The sequence below is a fragment of the Pontibacter sp. H249 genome, assembly GCF_037892465.1.
In the GTDB taxonomy this organism is placed as follows: domain Bacteria; phylum Bacteroidota; class Bacteroidia; order Cytophagales; family Hymenobacteraceae; genus Pontibacter.
In genome coordinates, this window is the sequence record NZ_JBBKTR010000011.1 from 83,627 (window position 1) to 103,447 (window position 19,821).

18 protein-coding genes are annotated in these 19,821 nt (G+C 45.9%); 14 read left to right on the plus strand and 4 right to left on the minus strand.

The features are described 5' to 3' along the window. Positions 1-77 precede the first annotated feature (77 nt). Positions 78-2,696, plus strand: a complete 2,619-nt coding sequence (clpB, locus tag WG943_RS14145; protein ID WP_340409983.1) for an ATP-dependent chaperone ClpB — start codon at positions 78-80, stop codon at positions 2,694-2,696. A 310-nt stretch (positions 2,697-3,006) separates the two neighbouring features. Continuing rightward, on the plus strand, positions 3,007-3,744 hold the full coding sequence (locus WG943_RS14150; RefSeq protein WP_340409984.1) for a DUF4142 domain-containing protein: 738 nt from the start codon (positions 3,007-3,009) through the stop codon (positions 3,742-3,744). Positions 3,745-3,808: 64 nt separating this feature from the next. On the opposite strand, the gene WG943_RS14155 is transcribed toward WG943_RS14150, so the two are convergent. Next, complete coding sequence (locus tag WG943_RS14155; RefSeq protein ID WP_340409986.1) at positions 3,809-4,183, minus strand: SpoIIAA family protein; 375 nt, start codon at positions 4,181-4,183, stop codon at positions 3,809-3,811. Between the two features lie 149 nt (positions 4,184-4,332). Here WG943_RS14155 and WG943_RS14160 point away from each other — a divergent pair, with 149 nt between their 5' ends. The 3 genes from WG943_RS14160 (at position 4,333) to WG943_RS14170 (ending at position 8,321) form a co-directional block, all read left to right on the plus strand. After that, complete coding sequence (locus tag WG943_RS14160) at positions 4,333-5,172, plus strand: alpha/beta hydrolase (RefSeq protein ID WP_340409988.1); 840 nt, start codon at positions 4,333-4,335, stop codon at positions 5,170-5,172. A 171-nt stretch (positions 5,173-5,343) separates the two neighbouring features. Then, the gene (locus WG943_RS14165; protein ID WP_340409990.1) at positions 5,344-5,937 is read left to right on the plus strand and encodes a HupE/UreJ family protein; all 594 of its coding nucleotides are present in this window, start codon (positions 5,344-5,346) and stop codon (positions 5,935-5,937) included. Between the two features lie 44 nt (positions 5,938-5,981). After that, positions 5,982-8,321, plus strand: coding sequence for a M1 family metallopeptidase (locus WG943_RS14170; protein ID WP_340409992.1), 2,340 nt, complete (start codon positions 5,982-5,984; stop codon positions 8,319-8,321). A gap of 222 nt (positions 8,322-8,543) precedes the next feature. Here the strand turns inward: WG943_RS14170 and WG943_RS14175 are convergent, their stop codons facing one another. Then, a complete protein-coding gene (locus WG943_RS14175) occupies positions 8,544-9,890 on the minus strand; it encodes an NAD(P)/FAD-dependent oxidoreductase (RefSeq protein WP_340409994.1) in 1,347 nt (448 codons plus the stop codon). A gap of 252 nt (positions 9,891-10,142) precedes the next feature. Continuing rightward, on the minus strand, positions 10,143-10,808 hold the full coding sequence (locus WG943_RS14180) for a carboxypeptidase-like regulatory domain-containing protein (protein WP_340409996.1): 666 nt from the start codon (positions 10,806-10,808) through the stop codon (positions 10,143-10,145). Positions 10,809-10,882: 74 nt separating this feature from the next. Between WG943_RS14180 and WG943_RS14185 the strand changes: the two genes are divergently transcribed. Continuing rightward, complete coding sequence (locus tag WG943_RS14185) at positions 10,883-11,269, plus strand: ArsR/SmtB family transcription factor (protein ID WP_340409998.1); 387 nt, start codon at positions 10,883-10,885, stop codon at positions 11,267-11,269. Between the two features lie 131 nt (positions 11,270-11,400). Beyond that, positions 11,401-12,102 carry a YjjG family noncanonical pyrimidine nucleotidase gene (locus tag WG943_RS14190; RefSeq protein WP_340410000.1) on the plus strand — a complete coding sequence of 234 codons (702 nt, stop codon included), beginning with the start codon at positions 11,401-11,403 and terminating at the stop codon, positions 12,100-12,102. Positions 12,103-12,156: 54 nt separating this feature from the next. Here the strand turns inward: WG943_RS14190 and WG943_RS14195 are convergent, their stop codons facing one another. Continuing rightward, on the minus strand, positions 12,157-12,570 hold the full coding sequence (locus WG943_RS14195; RefSeq protein ID WP_340410001.1) for a hypothetical protein: 414 nt from the start codon (positions 12,568-12,570) through the stop codon (positions 12,157-12,159). Positions 12,571-12,749: 179 nt separating this feature from the next. On the opposite strand from WG943_RS14195, the gene pruA reads away from it, so the two are divergent. From pruA to nuoF, 7 genes are all read left to right on the plus strand, one after another. Then, positions 12,750-14,384, plus strand: coding sequence for an L-glutamate gamma-semialdehyde dehydrogenase (gene pruA / locus WG943_RS14200; RefSeq protein ID WP_340410002.1), 1,635 nt, complete (start codon positions 12,750-12,752; stop codon positions 14,382-14,384). A gap of 452 nt (positions 14,385-14,836) precedes the next feature. Beyond that, positions 14,837-15,211, plus strand: coding sequence for an NADH-quinone oxidoreductase subunit A (locus WG943_RS14205; RefSeq protein ID WP_340410004.1), 375 nt, complete (start codon positions 14,837-14,839; stop codon positions 15,209-15,211). A gap of 84 nt (positions 15,212-15,295) precedes the next feature. Then, positions 15,296-15,853: an NADH-quinone oxidoreductase subunit B gene (locus WG943_RS14210; protein ID WP_340410006.1), complete on the plus strand. Its 558-nt coding sequence runs from the start codon at positions 15,296-15,298 to the stop codon at positions 15,851-15,853. Between the two features lie 5 nt (positions 15,854-15,858). Further along, a complete protein-coding gene (locus tag WG943_RS14215; RefSeq protein ID WP_340410008.1) occupies positions 15,859-16,365 on the plus strand; it encodes an NADH-quinone oxidoreductase subunit C in 507 nt (168 codons plus the stop codon). A gap of 51 nt (positions 16,366-16,416) precedes the next feature. Continuing rightward, positions 16,417-17,661 carry an NADH dehydrogenase (quinone) subunit D gene (gene nuoD, locus WG943_RS14220; protein WP_340410010.1) on the plus strand — a complete coding sequence of 415 codons (1,245 nt, stop codon included), beginning with the start codon at positions 16,417-16,419 and terminating at the stop codon, positions 17,659-17,661. Between the two features lie 54 nt (positions 17,662-17,715). Beyond that, positions 17,716-18,249 (plus strand): NADH-quinone oxidoreductase subunit NuoE family protein, encoded by a 534-nt coding sequence (locus WG943_RS14225; protein ID WP_299819849.1) that lies wholly within the window; start codon positions 17,716-17,718, stop codon positions 18,247-18,249. Positions 18,250-18,404: 155 nt separating this feature from the next. Next, positions 18,405-19,751 (plus strand): NADH-quinone oxidoreductase subunit NuoF, encoded by a 1,347-nt coding sequence (gene nuoF, locus WG943_RS14230; RefSeq protein ID WP_340410012.1) that lies wholly within the window; start codon positions 18,405-18,407, stop codon positions 19,749-19,751. Positions 19,752-19,821: the final 70 nt, after the last annotated feature.

Below are 19,821 nucleotides of genomic sequence, written 5' to 3' on the forward strand. Positions count from 1 at the left end.
CATCTTAAAACACCATTGGTTTACCCTTTGCTATACTCCTCGTAGAACTAAAACTAAGGGGAAAACGAGTAAAGGATATGAACTTTAATAACTATACCATCAAAGCCCAGGAGGCCATTCAAAAGGCTACCGAGATAGCAGGCGGCAACCAGCAGCAGGCTATTGAGACCGGGCATATATTAAAAGCAATACTAGAGACAGACGAAAACGTAAGCAATTTCCTGCTCCAGAAACTGAACATCAACGGAAACATCCTGCATAGCAAGCTCGATGAGATCGTGGCTGCTTATCCAAAAGTAAGCGGCGGCAGTCCATACCTGGCTAACGATGCGGCAGCTGCCTTACAAAAGGCTACATCATATTTAAAGGAGTTTGGTGATGAGTATGTAGCCATAGAGCACATGCTGCTAGGCCTACTAGCTGGTCGTGATAAAGTAGCCGGCCTGATGAAAGATGTTGGCTTTAATGAGAAAGACCTTAAAAAGGCTATCAAGGAACTACGTGGTGGCGCCAAGGTAACAGATCAAAACGCAGAGGCAAAGTATAACTCGCTGAAGCGTTATGCCCGCGACCTGAACGAGATGGCCCGCAACGGCAAGATTGACCCTGTGATTGGCCGTGACGAAGAGATACGCCGTGTGCTGCAAATCCTGAGCCGCCGTACTAAAAACAACCCGGTGCTACTAGGTGAGCCTGGTGTGGGTAAAACCGCTATCGTGGAAGGCTTGGCGCAACGTATTGTAAGCGGCGACGTGCCGGAGAACCTGAAAAACAAAACGCTGATGAGCCTGGATATGGGCCTTCTGGTGGCAGGTGCCAAGTATAAAGGTGAATTTGAGGAGCGTTTAAAAGCCGTAATAAAAGAAGTGGTGGATGCCGAAGGTGAGATCGTACTATTCATCGACGAGATCCATACATTGATCGGTGCCGGTGCAGGTGGCGACAGTGCCATGGATGCCGCTAACTTGCTCAAGCCAGCCCTGGCACGTGGCGAACTGCATGCCATTGGTGCAACTACTTTAAAAGAATACCAGAAGTATATCGAAAAAGACAAAGCACTGGAGCGCCGTTTCCAGGCTGTTATGGTGGATGAACCGAGTGTTCAGGATGCTATTTCTATACTTCGCGGTATTAAGGATAAGTATGAGGTACACCACGGGGTGCGTATTAAAGACGATGCGATCATTGCTGCCGTGGAGTTGTCGAACCGCTACATCACCGACCGCTTTTTACCGGATAAGGCTATTGACCTAATGGACGAAGCGGCTGCCAAACTTCGCATTGAGATTGACTCGTTGCCTGTAGAATTGGATGAGGTTCAGCGTCGCATCATGCAGCTGGAGATTGAGCGTGAGGCTATCCGCCGTGAAAACGATAAGGATAAGGAAACGGTGCTTTCGAAGGAGATTGCTGAGCTATCTACCAAACGCGACGATCTAAAAGCTAAATGGCAGAACGAGAAGCAGATTATCGAGGGCATCCAGAAAGAGAAAGAGAATATCGAAAACTACAAACTGGAGGCCGAACAGGCTGAGCGTGCCGGTGACTACGGCCGAGTGGCTGAATTGCGATATGGCAAGATTCAGGAAGCCGAAGCACACCTGAAAGAACTACAGGAGCAGGTGCACCAGATGCAAGGCGAGAATCCCATGTTACAAGAAGAAGTAACTTCTGAAGACATTGCCGAGATCGTAGCTAAATGGACAGGTATACCTGTAAGTAAAATGCTGCAAAGCGACCGCGAAAAGTTGCTGCACTTAGAGCAGGAGCTAGGCCGTAGAGTGGCTGGCCAAGAAGAAGCGATTGAAGCAATTTCGGACGCTGTGCGCCGAAGCCGCGCCGGTATGCAGGATCCGAAACGCCCTATCGGTTCGTTTATCTTCTTGGGCACAACCGGTGTGGGTAAAACAGAGCTTGCCAAAGCACTGGCCGACTACCTATTTAATGATGAAAACGCGATGGTGCGTATCGACATGAGTGAGTACCAGGAACGACATGCCGTAAGCCGCATGATCGGGGCGCCTCCAGGTTACATCGGTTACGATGAAGGCGGTCAGTTAACGGAGGCCGTACGACGCAAGCCATACTCTGTGGTGCTGCTCGACGAAATTGAAAAAGCGCATCCGGATGTGTTCAATATTCTGCTGCAGGTACTCGATGATGGCCGATTAACTGATAGCAAAGGTCGTGTTGTAAACTTCAAGAACACCATCATTATCATGACCTCTAATATCGGTTCGCATATTATCCAAAGTAACTTTGAGACGATGGACGAGTTTAACCACGACGAAGTGATTGAGCGCACGAAGGATGAAGTGTTTGAACTACTGAAAAAGTCGGTAAGGCCGGAATTCCTGAACCGTATTGATGAGCTAGTGATGTTCCGTCCATTGAGTCGTGAGGATATCCGCAAAATCGTACAGATTCAGTTCCGCCATATTCAGGACCGCTTGGAAGAAACAGGTATACGCTTGATAGCTACCGACGAGGTACTGGATTACCTGGGCGAGCAAGGTTACGATCCACAGTTTGGTGCAAGGCCATTAAAGCGTGTGCTGCAGCGCCAGGTGCTAAACGAGCTATCGAAAGATATTCTGGCTGGCAACATCAGCAAAGATTCTGTAGTAGAGGCTGTACTGGAAAGCGGCAAGATCCGGTTCAATAACATTGATGTAGAGATTCCGACTGCGAAATAAGTTAGATTACGTTTAAAGTTTAGCGAAAAAGCGGCATTCTGAATAGGGTGTCGCTTTTATTTTTGGCACATAATGCGTCAGGGGCACACTTAAACCTACGTTTAGTAATTGTACTTTTTATAACTTAAAAATTGACACAACAGCCTTTTGAACACAACCCAGTCGATTAAACTAAATTGTATTTTAAAAATAAGTATATCACTATAAAAGAATAAATAGCACATGTCACACATCTTTAATTGTACTAAAATAATAAACCCATCCAAATACCTGCCGTATACATAAGCTGTATTTTAAATTTTGAAAAGCTATGAAAAAGATATTTTTTTATTGCACAGCTGGTTGTTTAGCAGTAGCTACTGCATGTAGTACCGCAGATACGGGCACAAATGCCGATGCATCTACCTATGAAACTTCTGAAACTGTTACCGCAGCAGGTAGCACCGACGATGCAACAATGGATACAGAAACTACCGGTACTACCGAAACAGGAACTACTGGTACAACAGGCACTGAAACCAACACTACAGGAACTACAGAGATGGGTAGCATGGGTACAACTGGCACAGCCACAGATATGAATACTGATATGGCCGGTGAAATGGCTGCCCTAACCAACCTAGATGATGCAACTTTCCTGATGACTGCAGCAAGCAGCAATATGATGGAGATCGAACTAGGTAAAATGGTAGCACAAAAAGCCACTAACCCTGAAGTAAAACAGTTTGCCCAGATGATGGTAGATCACCATACTAAGGCAACCCAAGAGTTAAAGTCTGTAGCATCTCAGATGGGTGTTACACTGCCAACTACTATGATGCCGATGCACCAGTCTATGATTGATAAAGTCTCTGACAAATCAGGTGCAGAACTTGAGGAGAAGTATATGGATACCATGGAAACAGCTCATAAAATGGACATCGCTATGTTCGAGGCCAAATCCCAAAATGCAAACGAAACTAACGTAAAGAGCTTTGCATCTAAAACGCTGCCTACGCTAAAGCAGCACAAAGAAAAAGCAGATAGCATTGAGGACAAAGTTGATTAAGAATTCATATTGAGTAAGTAGAGCAAAAGCGCTGACAGGTATTGTTCCAGTCGGCGCTTTTCTTTTATGTGCAGTTCTGCTCTCCCTCCAACACCCACTGCATTGCCAGCTCCTTCTCTTCCAGGTCGTAATAACGCACCCCATACTTCTTTACCGGGCTTATCAGCTTAGCCGCCAATTCCTGCCACCACTTCTCTCCTACCATGGCCACCCGGCCGTAGTCTAGCCCGTGCACCACATCAAACAGCGCATTCTCGATGGCAGCCACAGGATGCACCCACTTCACGTCCACCATCTCATAGTATAAGTGTGCCTCTTCGTACTGCTGCATCAGCTCGCGGAGCAGGTTGCGGTATGTGTCGAAATCAGCTATGGTTAATTCGCCGCTTATGCGCACAGCCAGTTTGTTTTCTTTTGACTTCGGGAGTATTTCAACCATACTTACTCGATAAATTATATACTTTATACTTTGCTTCTGTACAAAGCGGTTTCATAAAGGGAGGGGATAGTGTTAGTAAATCAAATTATACTTTAGCAATTGCCGTGATATACATATTTTGCGAAGTCTATACTTTTACAACCTTAACTATGCATAAGAAACACCTCCTACTGCTGCTCTTCACCTTAGTCATACTTTCTGCACAGGCCAAAGTTGATACACTTGTAATCCAGAGCCCTTCGATGCAGAAAACATTAAAGGCTGGCGTGGTAACTCCGAAGAGTTATAAAAAGAAAAAGAACGGTCCTTACCCTGTTTTATACTTACTGCATGGCTATGGCGGCAATTTCAGCAACTGGCTTAAGGTGCCGCCTCAGAAAAATCTGCTGCAAAGTATGGCCGACAAGTATCAGGTTATCATTGTTACGCCAGATGGTGGTAAAAGCAGCTGGTACTACAACAGCCCTGTAGATAAAAGCAGCCAGTATGAGACTTTCGTTACCCGGGAGTTGCTGCAACTGGTAGACAGCAAGTATAAAACCATCAAAGAAAAGCAAGGACGCTTTATTTCCGGCTTAAGCATGGGAGGCCACGGAGCCTTATACTTAGCGGCACGTAACCCGCAGCTGTACCTGGCTGCTGCAAGTATGAGCGGCTCTGTTAATGTTGCTGCCATCGATCGTAAAAACCTGCTGGAAAGTATAGAGGCTGTAATTGGCCCCAAGGCAGAGAACCAGCAGCTTTATGAGCAGCATTCCATTGTACATATGGTTCCGCAACTAAAGCAAAGCAACCTGCAGTTTATGATCGACTGTGGCATTGACGACTTCCTGATTGAAGATAACCGTGAGCTGCACCGCCGCCTGGTAGCCGAAAAAGTACCGCATGATTATATCGAACGCCCCGGTGCACACTCTTGGATATATTGGAGCAATGCACTGGAGTATCATCTTTTATTTTTTCAGAAGGCAAGAGCTGCTGTTTTGTAACATTCATAAAATATCCTAAGCACCATCTCAAAAGCAAAGAATAAACTTTTTTGAATAAACTACATATTTAGCAGCTTTCTACTCTTGCCCATGCATAGTAATTGTTGCATTACAGTGTTCAAACAGCTAACTTGGCATATTGTATCTAACTTATTTATCTAACCATTAGCTGTGTCTACTGTTTTTTCCACGTATTTGGAGTTAGGCTTTCATCATATCTTTAACCTGCAGGCCTACGACCACATGCTGTTCCTGCTGGCGCTGTGTGCTATTTATACTTTAAACGACTGGCGTAAAGTGTTGGCACTTGTTACCAGCTTCACCATCGGCCACTCAATCACACTGGCGCTCTCTACGTTCAACATCATTAAATTTGATACTGCACTTATTGAGTTCCTGATTCCGGTAACTATACTTTTTACCTGCTTTACAAACTTCTTTAAGCTGAAAGGCGCGGCCACAAAGCAGCGCACCATACTTTCGTTTCATAACCTGCTGGCAGTGGTTTTTGGCTTAATACACGGCATGGGTTTCTCAAATTACCTAAAGTCGTTGCTTGGCCGTGGCTCTGATACCTGGATGCAGTTGCTGGCCTTTAACCTTGGTATTGAGCTAGGGCAGCTGGTAATTGTAGCCATACTACTTGCCGTGGCTTTTATACTAATGAATATCTTCAATGCCAAGAAACGCGACTGGATTATGGTGCTTTCGAGTGCCGCAGCAGGTATTTCGCTGATCCTGATCATGGAAGCAAACATATTTTAGAACACACATATAACTATACTTTAACACCCAAGCATAAACCTCTGATGAAAAACCTACTGACAGGCTTAGCGTTGTTTGGCTTACTTGCCGGACCTGCCCTTGCGCAGGCGCAGAGCAACACCGACAATTCTAAGTTTAAGCAGCTGCAGCAGGAGTTGCCAACTCCTAACACCTACCGCACCGCATCTGGTGCACCGGGCCACGAGTACTGGCAGCAACGCGCAGATTATACTATAAAAGTAGAACTAGACGATAAAAATCAGTCTATTAATGGCTCTGAGACCATTACCTATACCAACAACTCGCCTGATGTGCTTACCTACCTGTGGGTGCAACTGGACCAGAATATCTTCGAGCCAAACTCTATGACCAACCTGACCCAAACCGGTCAGTTGAATGACCGCATGTCTACGCAGGCAGTGGAGTACCTCACACGCGAAAAGTTTGACGGTGGCTTTAAAATTGAGCAGGTAAAGGACCGTAACGGCAAAGGCCTGAAGTATACCATTAATAACACCATGATGCGTATAGACCTGCCGCAGCCGCTTAAGCCAAAGCAGAGCTTTACGTTAAGTATTGATTGGCGTAACAACATTAACGACCAGAAAGCGCTAGGCGGCCGCTCTGGCTACGAGTTTTTTCCAGAGGATGGAAATTACCTGTACGAGATGGCGCAGTGGTTCCCGAGAATGGCTGTGTATGACGACGTGAACGGTTGGCAGCACAAGCAGTTCCTGGGCAGCGGTGAGTTCGCCTTACCTTTTGGTGACTACAAAGTGAGCATTACCGTACCAGCCGACCACGTGGTGGCTGCTACCGGTGAGTTGCAGAATGCAAGCCAGGTACTTACTGCTACACAGCAAAAACGCTGGGCCGATGCCGCTAAAAGCAATAAGCCTGTTGTAATTGTAACGCAGGAGGAGGCTACTCAGGCAGAAAAAGCAAAGGCAAACAACAAGAAAACTTGGGTATATGCCGCAAAAGATGTGCGTGATTTTGCCTGGGCCAGCTCCCGTAAGTTTATCTGGGATGCTATGAAGGTGAAAGTGGCTGGCAAAAATGTACTGGCTATGTCGTACTACCCAAAAGAGGCTAACCCGCTTTGGGGACAATACTCTACAGAAGCCGTTGCACATACATTAGAAGTATATTCTAAGCACACAATAGATTACCCTTACCCGGTTGCTATCTCGGTACATGGCCCTGTGGGCGGCATGGAGTACCCGATGCTATCGTTCAACGGTTATCGCCCGGAGCCGGACGGCACTTACTCTGACAGAATAAAGTATGGTTTGATTTCTGTGATTATACATGAGGTTGGCCATAACTTTTTCCCGATGATCATTAACTCCGATGAGCGCCAATGGACTTGGATGGACGAAGGCTTGAATACCTTTATGCAGTATATCACAGAGCAGGAATGGGAAAGAAACTACCCATCGCGCCGTGGCGAGCCAGCAAACATTGTAGAGTACATGAAGAGCGCCAAAAACACGCAGGTGCCTATCATGACGAACTCTGAATCGGTATTGCAGTTTGGCAACAATGCTTATGGCAAGCCGGCTACTGCACTTAATGTTCTCCGTGAAACCGTGATGGGACGTGAGCTTTTCGATTATGCTTTTAAAGAGTACTCTAAGCGCTGGGCCTTTAAACATCCAATGCCTGCCGACTTCTTCCGTACCATGGAAGATGCCTCCGGCGTTGACCTAGACTGGTTCTGGAGAGGCTGGTTTTATACTACCGATCACACTGACATCTCCATCGAGAATATAAAGTGGTTTACCATCGATTCTCAGAACCCAGAATTTGTGAATGCACAGCAGCGTGAGCAGCAGAACAAAGCACCACAAACCCTATCGCAGCAACGTAACCTGAAGGATATCCCGAAAACAAGACTGGATGCAAGACCGGAGCTTAAAGACTTCTACAACAGCTACGATCCATTGGCTACTACAGCTGCCGACCAGCAGCGCTTCCAGGCTTTCCTGAAGAACCTGACACCGGCAGAGAAGAAAGCACTAGATTCTGGCCTCAACTTCTACGAGGTTAGCTTTAAGAACATTGGCGGTTTGGTTATGCCATTGATCGTGCGCATGGAGTTTGAAGACGGATCTGAAGAGATCGTTAATATTCCTGCCGAGATCTGGCGCTACAACAACGAGGACATCACAAAAGTGTTTGTGACAGAAAAACCGGTGGTAAACTTTGAACTGGATCCATACCTGCAAACTGCCGATACTGAGTTATCGAACAACTATTTCCCACGCCGCCTTGCTCCGTCTCGCTTCGATATTTACAAGCAACAGCAGCGCGAGCAGCAAAACCCAATGCAACGCGAACGCTCGACGAGCCGAAACGGCAGCAGCAGCAACGGCCAATAACTTCTATCTCACCTTAAACAGGAAAACCCTCAGATGCTTCATCTGAGGGTTTTTGTTTATGTGATTTATACTTTTTCGTTCCAGCTAAACCACTCTTCCACTTGTGTCCTTTTAGAATGACAGTAAGGAAAGAAGTTTAAGAAAGCTAAAGAAAAGGCTATTGCAAAAATCCATATATATCAACCTCTCCTACTGTTCTTTACAACATTAAAGTATACCATATTAATCCCCACCATACTTGTTTATAAAGCTTTGCGATACCCTATCGCCTCTACGCACAAACGGACGAATGATGAGGCGGGTACTATTCTCATAGGTAAAGAACTTATAAACCCAGTTACTTAACACCACCAGTTTGTTTCTGAAACCAATGAGATACATAATGTGCACAAAAAGCCAGATAACCCAGGCAAAGAAGCCGCCTAAGTGCATGTTGTTTGGCAGGTCTGCTACTGCGCGATTACGCCCAATAATAGCCAGGGAGCCCTTATCAAAATATTTAAATGGCTCTAGTGGTTGTTTCTCTATAATGCGCTTCAGGTTTTTAGCCAATAGTTTACCCTGTTGTATGGCAGGCTGCGCTACCCCCGGATGCCCCTTTGGGTACTCTGGTGTTTTCATCATGGCCACATCACCAATAGCGAAAACGTCATTATAACCCTTAACCTGATTAAACTCATTTACAAGGTATCTGCCACGCTCCACGCTTTCCTCAGGCAAGCCTGGTATTACAGCTCCAGATACACCGGCAGCCCATATCAGCGTGTTGGTCTTAATTTGCTCGCCGCCTTTTAGCGTAACGGTTTCACCATCGTAGCCTTCTACCAATGTGTTTAGCCTCACTATGATGTCCATTTCCTGCAGGTACTTAAATGTTTTCTCGCTGGCCTCAGCCGACATAGGCGGCAGCACTCTGTCCATGCCCTCAACCAGGAAGATATTCATCTTATTGAAGTCTACGCCAGGATAATCAGTTGGCAGGATGTGTTTACGCATTTCGGCAAGTGCTCCGGCAGTTTCCACACCAGTAGGTCCACCTCCTACAATCACAAAGTTTAGCAGGCTTTGTTGCGTTTCAGGATCAACGGTCATACTTGCCTGTTCAAAGCACTGTAGCAGCTGGCTACGCAGGTTTAGTGCCTGTGGTATCTGTTTCAGCGGAAAGCCATACTTTTTAATTTGTTCGTTGCCAAAGTAGTTGATCTTGGTACCAGTGGCAATTACCAAATAGTCATAAGCTAAATCACCAACAATGGTCTCTATGGTTTTAGCCTCCGAATTTATACCTGTTACCTTTACCAGCCTGAAATGGAAGTCATTGTAATCGTCGCTGCCAAACATTTTGCGTAGCGGCTCTGCAATAGAGTCGGGCTCCAGGCCGGCAGTGGCTACCTGGTACAGAAGCGGCCAGAAGCCATGGTAATTCTGCCTGTCCAGCATGACCACCTGGAAGTGTTTTTCAGAAAGTTTTCGGGCGAGGTTAATTCCTCCAAATCCTCCACCAATTATTACCACCCGGGCCTTGGTGGTATCAGGTATATTAAGCGATAGCTTATCAGGTTTAAGCATAGTTTATTTTGTTATAAGTCTTGTGTTACAGCAATATTTAAGTTGCTGTCTTAGCATACAAAAACACAGTACGCCTCTATCGCAAAATAACGCAGAGAGAATTAGTAAGTTACTTTTATACTTGCTGTAAGGCCTTTGCAGGCATATATTAAGTATAAACCTAAGAAAAAGAGTACAAAGCAGTTCTTAAGAATTAAGGCTGCACACTATACATGCCATATTAAACAGCAGGCTATACTTTAGAAGATGGCTTTATTTACTATTGCCTTTAAAGAGGGCATCGATAAGTGCCGGTATGGCAAAAGGGCTGATAGTTGGATACATTACCCGGTTCTGCTGTTGCTGCATCTGTTGCTGCTGCCAAAACCTAAAGTTAGCTCCTCCATCCATTGGTGTGGTTTTAAACAATTCTTCCAGGCGTTCGGGGTCAAGGTTACGCATAGCCATGGCACGGCCCTCGTCGGGTAATTTTACGTTTGCCACAGCCTCTCTAAAGTCACGCTCTGTTGGCCACGGAAATACATCTACTGTCGGGAGCTCTGTAGGATCTTCCTGCATCTGCATAATAATAGAGTAACTGTCGCTGCTGTAGGTTTTAGGGATGATCAGGTATTGCTTTTTATAGCCCAGTGCATTAAAGAGTACGCTATCGCCGGCTACTACTGGCACCGAGAAAAAGCCAAACTCGTTAGATTGCGTGCCGCGGCTTGTACCCGGCACATAGATGCTCACACCTGCCACACCGTATAAACTATCGCCAACAGCCACGAAACCGGAAAGCTGCACAACACGCTGCTTTGTTTGTGCCGTTGCTTGCTGCGGAATTGCCAGGAAAAATATAAACAGGACTACAACTGCCCCTGCTGCTTTCTTCAGAAAATCTATATGCACTGTATTATGATGTAGTCCGGGTATCATTTCTTACAATTATATGATTTATTATTTTATAATAGCAGCTTTTACCTAAATTTGTTTCCGTTCCTACTTCCACTATGAGGCTCAAACACTTTAGCTTATCTTTTGGCGAACAAATACTTAAGGCTTTGGCAGACGAGTCGCGTATCCGCATCCTCAATCTGATCCTACGCAACAAAGAGATGTGCACATCAGACCTGGAGCAGGTGCTAGACTTTACTCAAACCAAAACATCCCGACACTTGGCTTACCTACGCAATGCTAGCCTGGTAGCGCCTCGCAAAATAGACCAATGGGTGTTTTATACTATAAAAGATGAAGCAGCTGATTTTGCCAGCCAGATCTTTAACTATCTGGAGCGTGACGCTACTCTGCAAAAAGACCAGGAAACTTACCAGATACTGTACTCTAACCGCGAACTGGCCATAAATAAACTACAAGTTCGCCGCTGGATTGCACCTTAACTAAAAGACCGATGCTATAACTGTTAAACCTTTGTTTTATTATAAGGTTTAATGCATAGCAATATGGTATCCTAAAATAAAGCAGCAACATCCTCCTGAAAGGCTCGTTAGCTAAGTAATATTTTCTCCTTATGAACACTTACAAGCATATACTTTTTGACCTTGACCATACCCTTTGGGACTTTGAAAAGAATTCTGAAGAAACCATTTATATTTTATATGATGAATTTGAATTAGCCACTTTTGGCAAGTTCGATCATTCCTCCTTTTACAAAAAGTATAAGTTCGTGAACACCATGATGTGGGATCTTTACAATAAAGGCAAGATTAACCAACAGGAGTTACGCGAGTATCGCTTTAAGAAAACGCTAATGGGCCTCGGCTTGGAGGAACACGAAGTACCAGCTGGAATTTCAGAAGCTTACACAGACCTTTGCCCAACTAAGAAAGCTGTATTTCCTTATACATATGATGTACTGCAGTACCTGCAACCAAAGTATGAATTACACATTATCACCAATGGCTTTAAAGAGGTACAGCATGTAAAGATGGCTTCGTCGGAGCTGCATGGTTATTTTAAAGAGATTGTTACCTCAGAGTGTTGCGGCTACAAAAAACCAGACCGCCGCATGTTTGAGCACTTGCTAGACCGACTGGAGGTAAAACCAAAAGACTGCCTGATGATCGGGGATAATTTTGAGTGTGACATTGAAGGCGCTATGACTTGCGGCATAGATCAGGTATACTTCAACCCGGAAGGTGTCAGGAGCAAAAAACGCCCGAAGCCGACTTTCGAAATTATGTGCCTGAGTGAGTTAAAGGCAATACTATAATATATAAGTGAAGGAGGCTGCCTTACTTGGGCAGCCTCCTTCACTTATAGGCGTTCAGCTTGTTATACTCTTTTTATACAGTTGCAAAAACTCGCCCTGCAGCACCTTTATCTGAGCTTTATCGCTGATACTTACAATACTGAAAAGTGCATTATACTTTTTGTTCAAGCGCTCCGAAACAACTTTAGCATTAGCCCAGTCCGTTTGCGTCCAGTTGCTGTGCTTTGCCTGTACATTTTGCATAAATGTTAAGTAAGCGTGATAGATATTAGATGAGGTAAGGGCTCTGATTTCATTATATGGCCCAAGTAGTTGCTTCTGCATGCGTTTTATACTGTTCTCATCCTGAACCGTAGTAGTTTCAGACACTTTAGCAACAGCATAAGTATAAACTGCCTCCCTGGCAGTATGGCTATAACTCCATATTGCGGCCAGCACAATTGCTATCAAATACCCAACTCTGTTCATGGCACTTACCTTATCAAGTATTTACGCATACAGCAGTAACAGAGACACATACAAGAGCACAAAAAGTAACCAGCTGCCTTACATGCCAAAAAATCAAATAATAAGCTTTACCTTTGTATAGATGCTCTACTAGATCATCTATACCTGAATTTATCTTTAAATCTGTAACTATAAAACAAATGGCAACCGGATTTTTTAAAGTACCTACTCCTGTAAACGAACCTGTAAAGTCGTATGCGCCGGGCTCACCGGAGCGCGAAGAACTACAGCGCACTTATAAAGAGCTTAAGTCGAAGCAGATTGATGTGCCTATGTACATCGGCGGCGACAAAGTATACACTGACAACAAGAAGCCGATGCTTCAGCCACACGACCACCAGCACATTCTGGGTCACTTTAACGAAGGCGACGCGTCACACGTGGAACAGGCTATTAACGCTGCTCTAGCTGCGCGTGAAGCTTGGGCAAACATGAGCTGGGAGCACCGTGCCTCTATCTTTTTAAAGGCAGCTGAGTTATTGGCCGGCCCATGGAGAGCACGCTTAAACGCTGCAACTATGCTAGGCCAGTCTAAGAACGCTTATCAGGCTGAAATCGATTCTGCTTGCGAGCTGATCGATTTCCTGCGCTTTAATGTGCAGTATGCGACAGATATCTACCATATGCAGCCGGAGTCTTCTCCAGGTATTTGGAACCGCATGGAGCATCGCCCTCTGGAAGGTTTCGTGTTTGCGCTTACGCCGTTTAACTTTACAGCCATTGCCGGTAACCTGCCTTCTTGTGTGGCTATGATGGGTAACGTGGTGGTTTGGAAACCTGCCAACACACAAATTTACGCTGCCCAAATGATTATGGAACTGTTCCGTGAGGCTGGATTACCTGATGGTGTTATCAACTTAGTTTATGTAGATGGGCCAACAGCTGGTGATGCAATCTTTAACCACTCTGACTTTGCCGGTATTCATTTCACAGGTAGCACGGGCGTTTTCCAGAACATTTGGAAAACTATCGGAACGAACATCCATAAGTATAAATCATATCCACGCATAGTAGGCGAGACTGGCGGTAAAGACTTTATACTTGCTCATAAGTCTGCTGATGCTAAAGCGCTTGCTGTAGCTATTTCGCGCGGTGCATTCGAGTACCAGGGCCAGAAATGCTCTGCAGCCTCTCGCGCCTATATCCCAAGCAACCTTTGGGAAGAGGTGAAAGGCTATGTACAGGAAGACCTGAAGTCATTCAAAATGGGTGCTCCGGAGGATTTCGGCAACTTTGTAAACGCAGTAATCGATGAAAAATCTTTTGATAAGATTGCCAAGTATATCGACAATGCTAAAAACAGCAATGAAGTAGAGATTATAGCAGGCGGTAACTACGACAAATCAAAAGGATACTTTATAGAGCCAACTGTATTGCTGTCGCACAACCCGCAGTACATTACCATGTGCGAAGAGATATTTGGCCCGGTTATTACCATCTATGTATATGATGAGAATAACTTTGAGGACACAGTAGAGCTTGTGAATGCTACTTCTCCTTACGCGCTTACAGGTGCTATCTTCAGCCAGGACCGTTACATGGTAGAGTATGCAACCAAGAAACTGGATCAGGCTGCAGGTAACTTCTACATCAACGATAAACCGACAGGCGCTGTAGTAGGCCAGCAGCCATTTGGTGGTGCACGTGCCTCCGGCACAAACGATAAAGCCGGTTCAATGCTAAACTTACTGCGTTGGGTGTCTGCACGCTCTATAAAAGAAACTTTCGTGCCGCCGGTGGATTACCGTTACCCGTTCCTGGGCGAAAATAAATAGTTACATTCTCTATAGAAAAGTATAAAACCCCTGCTTTAGCCAAAGCAGGGGTTTTATTTTTACTAAAATCACCAAAAAGGAGTATTTACCGGCAGCTTCTTTTTATCGTTCTTTACAAATAATTTCAGACTACAAATTAAGACAAACTTAAAAGCAACCTCATTTATCTGTACATTGCTCTGCGCATACCATGCCCCAACATGGCACATAGGCCGAAATTGTACGCACCGCGACACTTTATTATAAACCCAACCCTTTACCCGAAAGCCATACTTGTTTAAAGTATGGCTTTTTTTATTAGAAGCTAAGGCAATGCCGGAAGCTGCAGAAAAACCTGTTGCATCAACACAAAAATGCAAACTTACCCTCTTTTTACACTATAGTTATCCTTTTGATTAATGGCTATTTATACCTAATTTTGCTCCCAAATTTCAAGAAACGATTACAGAGTTATGGAACCAACTGTAAATCAGTACCTACCATCAGATTACCTGCCGATAATAATACAGTTTGCAGCTGCACTCGGCTTTGTGATTTTTGCACTGGTACTAACGCATATACTTGGCCCTAAAAGAACCAGTGAGGTAAAAGGAGCTGCTTGGGAAAGTGGTATCGAGTCTGTGGGTGATGCCCGTACGCCAATCTCCTATAAATATTTTATCACGGCGATCCTGTTCGTACTGTTCGACGTGGAGATCATCTTTATGTACCCTTGGGCAGTTAACTTCCGGGAGTATGGCATGCAGTTCTTTATCCCGATGCTGATTTTCCTGACGGTGTTATTAGCAGGCTTCTTCTACGAGATAAAGAAAGGCATACTTAAGTAATCTGAATATTAAACTTTTGAGGATTGACCGTTGTTCTAATAGCCGGGTTTAACCTATACTTAAGAGCAACAAAATAATCTCGACATGAGCGATACAAACAATAAAGATATAATCATGGCGGAAGCCCCGGATGGTATTTCTGGAGCAGGTTTCTTTGCTACTTCCCTGGAGAAAGTTATCGGCCTTGCCCGTAAGCACTCGCTTTGGCCATTGCCTTTTGCTACATCGTGCTGCGGTATCGAGTACATGGCTACCATGGGCTCTAACTATGATATTTCCCGCTTCGGTTCTGAGCGCCCAAGCTTCTCGCCACGTCAGGCTGATATTTTAATGGTAATGGGTACCATTGCCAAGAAGATGGGACCTGTTGTGAAGCAGGTGTACGAGCAGATGGCGGAGCCACGCTGGGTAATTGCCGTAGGTGCATGCGCATCTTCTGGTGGTATCTTTGATACTTACTCTGTGTTGCAGGGTATTGACCGCGTGGTACCGGTAGATGTTTATGTACCTGGATGCCCTCCGCGTCCTGAGCAGATCCTGGATGGCCTGATGCGCGTGCAGGAATTGGCAGAAAGCGAATCGCTTCGCCGCCGCGACTCTCCGGAATATCAGGCACTCTTAGCCTCTTACAACATTAAATAAGCAGCATGGAGCTTACGAACGAAAACGTACTCGGCAAGATCATCAGCGAGTTTGGGGAAGAAAACATCTGGGATGCAATGAACCCGGATGGTATCATGACCATCACTACAAACCGCAACACAATACATAACCTGGTAAAATACCTGCGCGATGACAAGGAACTGCAGATTAGTTTCCTGACAACAATGTGCGGTATTCATTTTCCAGGACAAGGCGATAAGGAAATGTGCATGATGTACCAATTACACAGCCTGCGCCACAATTACCGCATCCGCATTAAGGTGTTTATGCCTGCTTCGGACCCAGTGATGCCAACTATGACAGACCTTTACGCTACTGCCAACTGGATGGAGCGTGAGGCTTTTGACTTTTATGGCTTCATCTTTACCGGCCACCCGAACCTGACCCGCATCCTTAACATTGAGGAGATGGAGTACCACCCAATGCTGAAGCAATACCCGCTGGAAGACCAGACAAGGGAAGATAAGATTAACACATATTTCGGACGTTAATCCGGTTTTTATAGTTACCCATACTATAACTGACAGAAAAAGGAGACCATAATGGCTACTGAATATAAAACCGCCGAACTTACAGAGGTTGAGCAGTTCCGTAAAGACCACGGGCTACCAATCAAAGAAGAACGGCCGCTTACAACACTGAACCTCGGGCCTACTCACCCGGCAACACACGGTATTTTCCAGAACATCCTTCAGATGGACGGAGAGATTATTATGGATGCTGTGCCTACTATCGGCTACATTCACCGTGCATTTGAGAAAATAGCAGAACGCAGACCATTTTACCAGATCACGCCGCTGACTGACCGCATGAACTACTGCTCATCCCCTATTAACAACATGGGGTATCACATGACGGTAGAAAAACTGCTGGGAATTGAGATTCCGAAGCGTGCGCAGTACATCCGTGTGATCATGATGGAACTGGCCCGTATTTCGGATCACCTTATCTGTAACTCTATCTTGGGTGTTGACTCTGGTGCCTTTACAGGCTTCCTGTACGTGATGCAGGAGCGTGAGCACATATATGATATTTACGAGGAAGTATGCGGTGCTCGTTTAACAACGAACATGGGCCGTATCGGCGGTATGGAGCGCGACCTTTCGCCAAAGGCACTGCACCTGATTGACGAGTTTCTGAAGCGCTTCCCGAAAGTATGGGCAGAGTTTGAGAAAATGCTTACCCGTAACCGTATCTTCATCGACAGAACAACGGATGTTGGTGCGATTTCTGCGGAGCGTGCCCTAAGCTACGGCTTTACCGGCCCTAACCTGCGTGCAGCTGGTGTAGACTACGACGTGCGCGTGATGAACCCATACTCATCTTACGAAGACTTTGAGTTTGAAATTCCGGTAGGCTCTAAAGGCGATACATACGACCGCTTCCTGGTGCGTAACGAGGAAGTATGGCAAAGCTTAAAGATCATTGAGCAGGCGTACAAAAACCTGCCTGAAGGATCTTACCACGCGGATGCGCCGCATTACTATCTGCCTCCAAAGCAGGAAGTATACCGCAACATGGAAGCACTTATCTATCACTTTAAAATTGTGATGGGTGAGATCGATGCTCCGGTTGGCGAAGTATATCACAGCGTAGAGGGCGGCAACGGTGAGTTAGGTTTCTACCTGATCTCAGACGGTGGCCGCACACCATACAGACTGCACTTCCGCAGACCATGCTTTATTTACTACCAGGCTTATACAGAGATGATCAAAGGCGGCCAGCTGGCTGACGCGATCCTGACACTAAGTAGCTTGAACGTGATCGCTGGCGAGCTGGACGCTTAATTAGAATTATCAATTACCATTTAACATTGGCCGCTGGCCAGTGACAATACAAAAATGGCAGAGACTATAAACGAAGTAAAGTTTTCTGATGCGGCCATGGCCGAAATTCAGCGCTACATCAGCCACTACCCGGAAGGACGCCAAAAGTCTGCCCTGCTGCCTATCCTGCACATTGCGCAGGCCGAGTTCGGCGGATGGGTTAGCCCTGAGGCAATGGACAAAGTTGCTGAAATCCTGAACATCAAGCCGATCGAAGTATACGAGGTGGCTACTTTCTATACTATGTTCAACCTGAAGCCGGTTGGTAAGCACGTATTGGAAGTATGCCGTACAGGCCCTTGCTGCCTGCGTGGTGCTGATCAGATGATCGACATGATCAAGCAGAAGCTGAACATTGAAGAAGGCGAGACAACTGCAGACGGTATGTTTACCCTGAAGCCGGTCGAATGCCTTGCGTCATGCGGTTCGGGCCCGATGCTGCAGGTGCGCGAGTTATACTACGAGAACATAGACAGCGAAGAAAAGCTAGACCAGTTCCTGGAGATGATGCGCAACAAAGAGCACGAAACGCCAACATGGGCTAAGTAATCTCTTAGACTTTGTGACAAAAGATTGCTTGGCAAAAGACTTTATACTTAGGTTATCTCTTTTGTCCTTTGTCAAAAATTCCTTTGTCATTAACTAATAAAGTATAATCAGGCAGAAGCCAGTAAAGCAACTGCCAAGCTATATATCCTGCTAAAATGGGAATTAAAATATTAACCGAACATATTAACGTACCAGGCATCGAGACGCTGGAGGTATACCGTAAGCATGGCGGCTACAAGTCTGTAGAGAAAGCCCTGAAAACGATGTCTCCGGAAGAGGTGGTGGAAGAAGTGAAAACATCAGGCCTGCGTGGTCGTGGTGGTGCCGGATTCCCTACTGGTATGAAGTGGAGCTTTTTGGCTAAACCAGAAGGCGTTCCGCGTTACCTGGTGTGCAACGCCGACGAATCAGAGCCGGGCACTTTCAAGGACCGTTGGTTCATGGAGAAAAACCCGCACGCACTGGTAGAAGGCATGATCACATCCAGCTACGCGCTGGGTGCTAATACATCTTACATCTACATCCGTGGCGAGTTGTTGTTCGTGCTTCGCATCTTGGAGAAAGCTATTGCTGAGGCGTATGCTGCCGGTTTGCTGGGTAAAAACATACTTGGCTCAGGTTACGACCTGGACCTGCACGTTGCTCCGGGCGGTGGTGCTTATATCTGCGGTGAAGAAACTGCTCTGCTGGAGTCTCTGGAAGGTAAGCGTGGCAACCCACGTAACAAACCTCCATTCCCGGCGGTTAAGGGTCTTTTCCAGTCTCCTACGGTGGTAAATAATGTGGAGACCATTGCTTCTGTGCCCTGGATCGTGAACAATACAGGTGCAGAATATGCCAAGATTGGTGTAGGCCGAAGCACAGGTACAAAACTGATCTCTGCCAGCGGTAACATCAATAATCCTGGTGTATTTGAAATAGACCTGGGTGTTCCTGTTGAGGAATTTATTTACTCTGATCAATACTGCGGTGGTATCTGGAAAGGAAAGCAACTGAAGGCTGTTGTGCCTGGAGGTTCATCTGTTCCGATTCTTCCTGCAAACCTTATACTTAAAACAGCAGCCGGCGAAGATCGCCTGATGACTTACGAATCTTTGTCAGACGGTGGTTTTGTGAGCGGCTCTATGCTGGGTTCCGGTGCCTTTATCGTGTTCGATGAAGACCAGTGCATCGTGCGTAACACGTGGAACTATGCCCGCTTCTATCACCACGAGTCATGTGGCCAGTGTAGCCCATGTCGTGAAGGTACAGGCTGGATGGAGCGCGTGCTTCACCGCATCGAGTACGGTCACGGGCATCAGCAGGACATCGACCTGTTGGTAAGCGTTGCGAAGCAGATCGAGGGTAACACCATTTGCCCATTGGGCGATGCAGCCGCATGGCCAGTAGCAAGTGCCGTGCGCCATTTCCGTGATGAGTTTGAGTGGCACATCAAGCATCCAAAAGAAGCAACAGCTCCGGGTGCGGTTTACAGAGGCCAGTTAGACACAGTTACAGTTTAAAATTAACCACCGCTATACTTTAGCGGATCAAATACAGCACAACTTACACTTGTGCACCAATTAGAGGAAG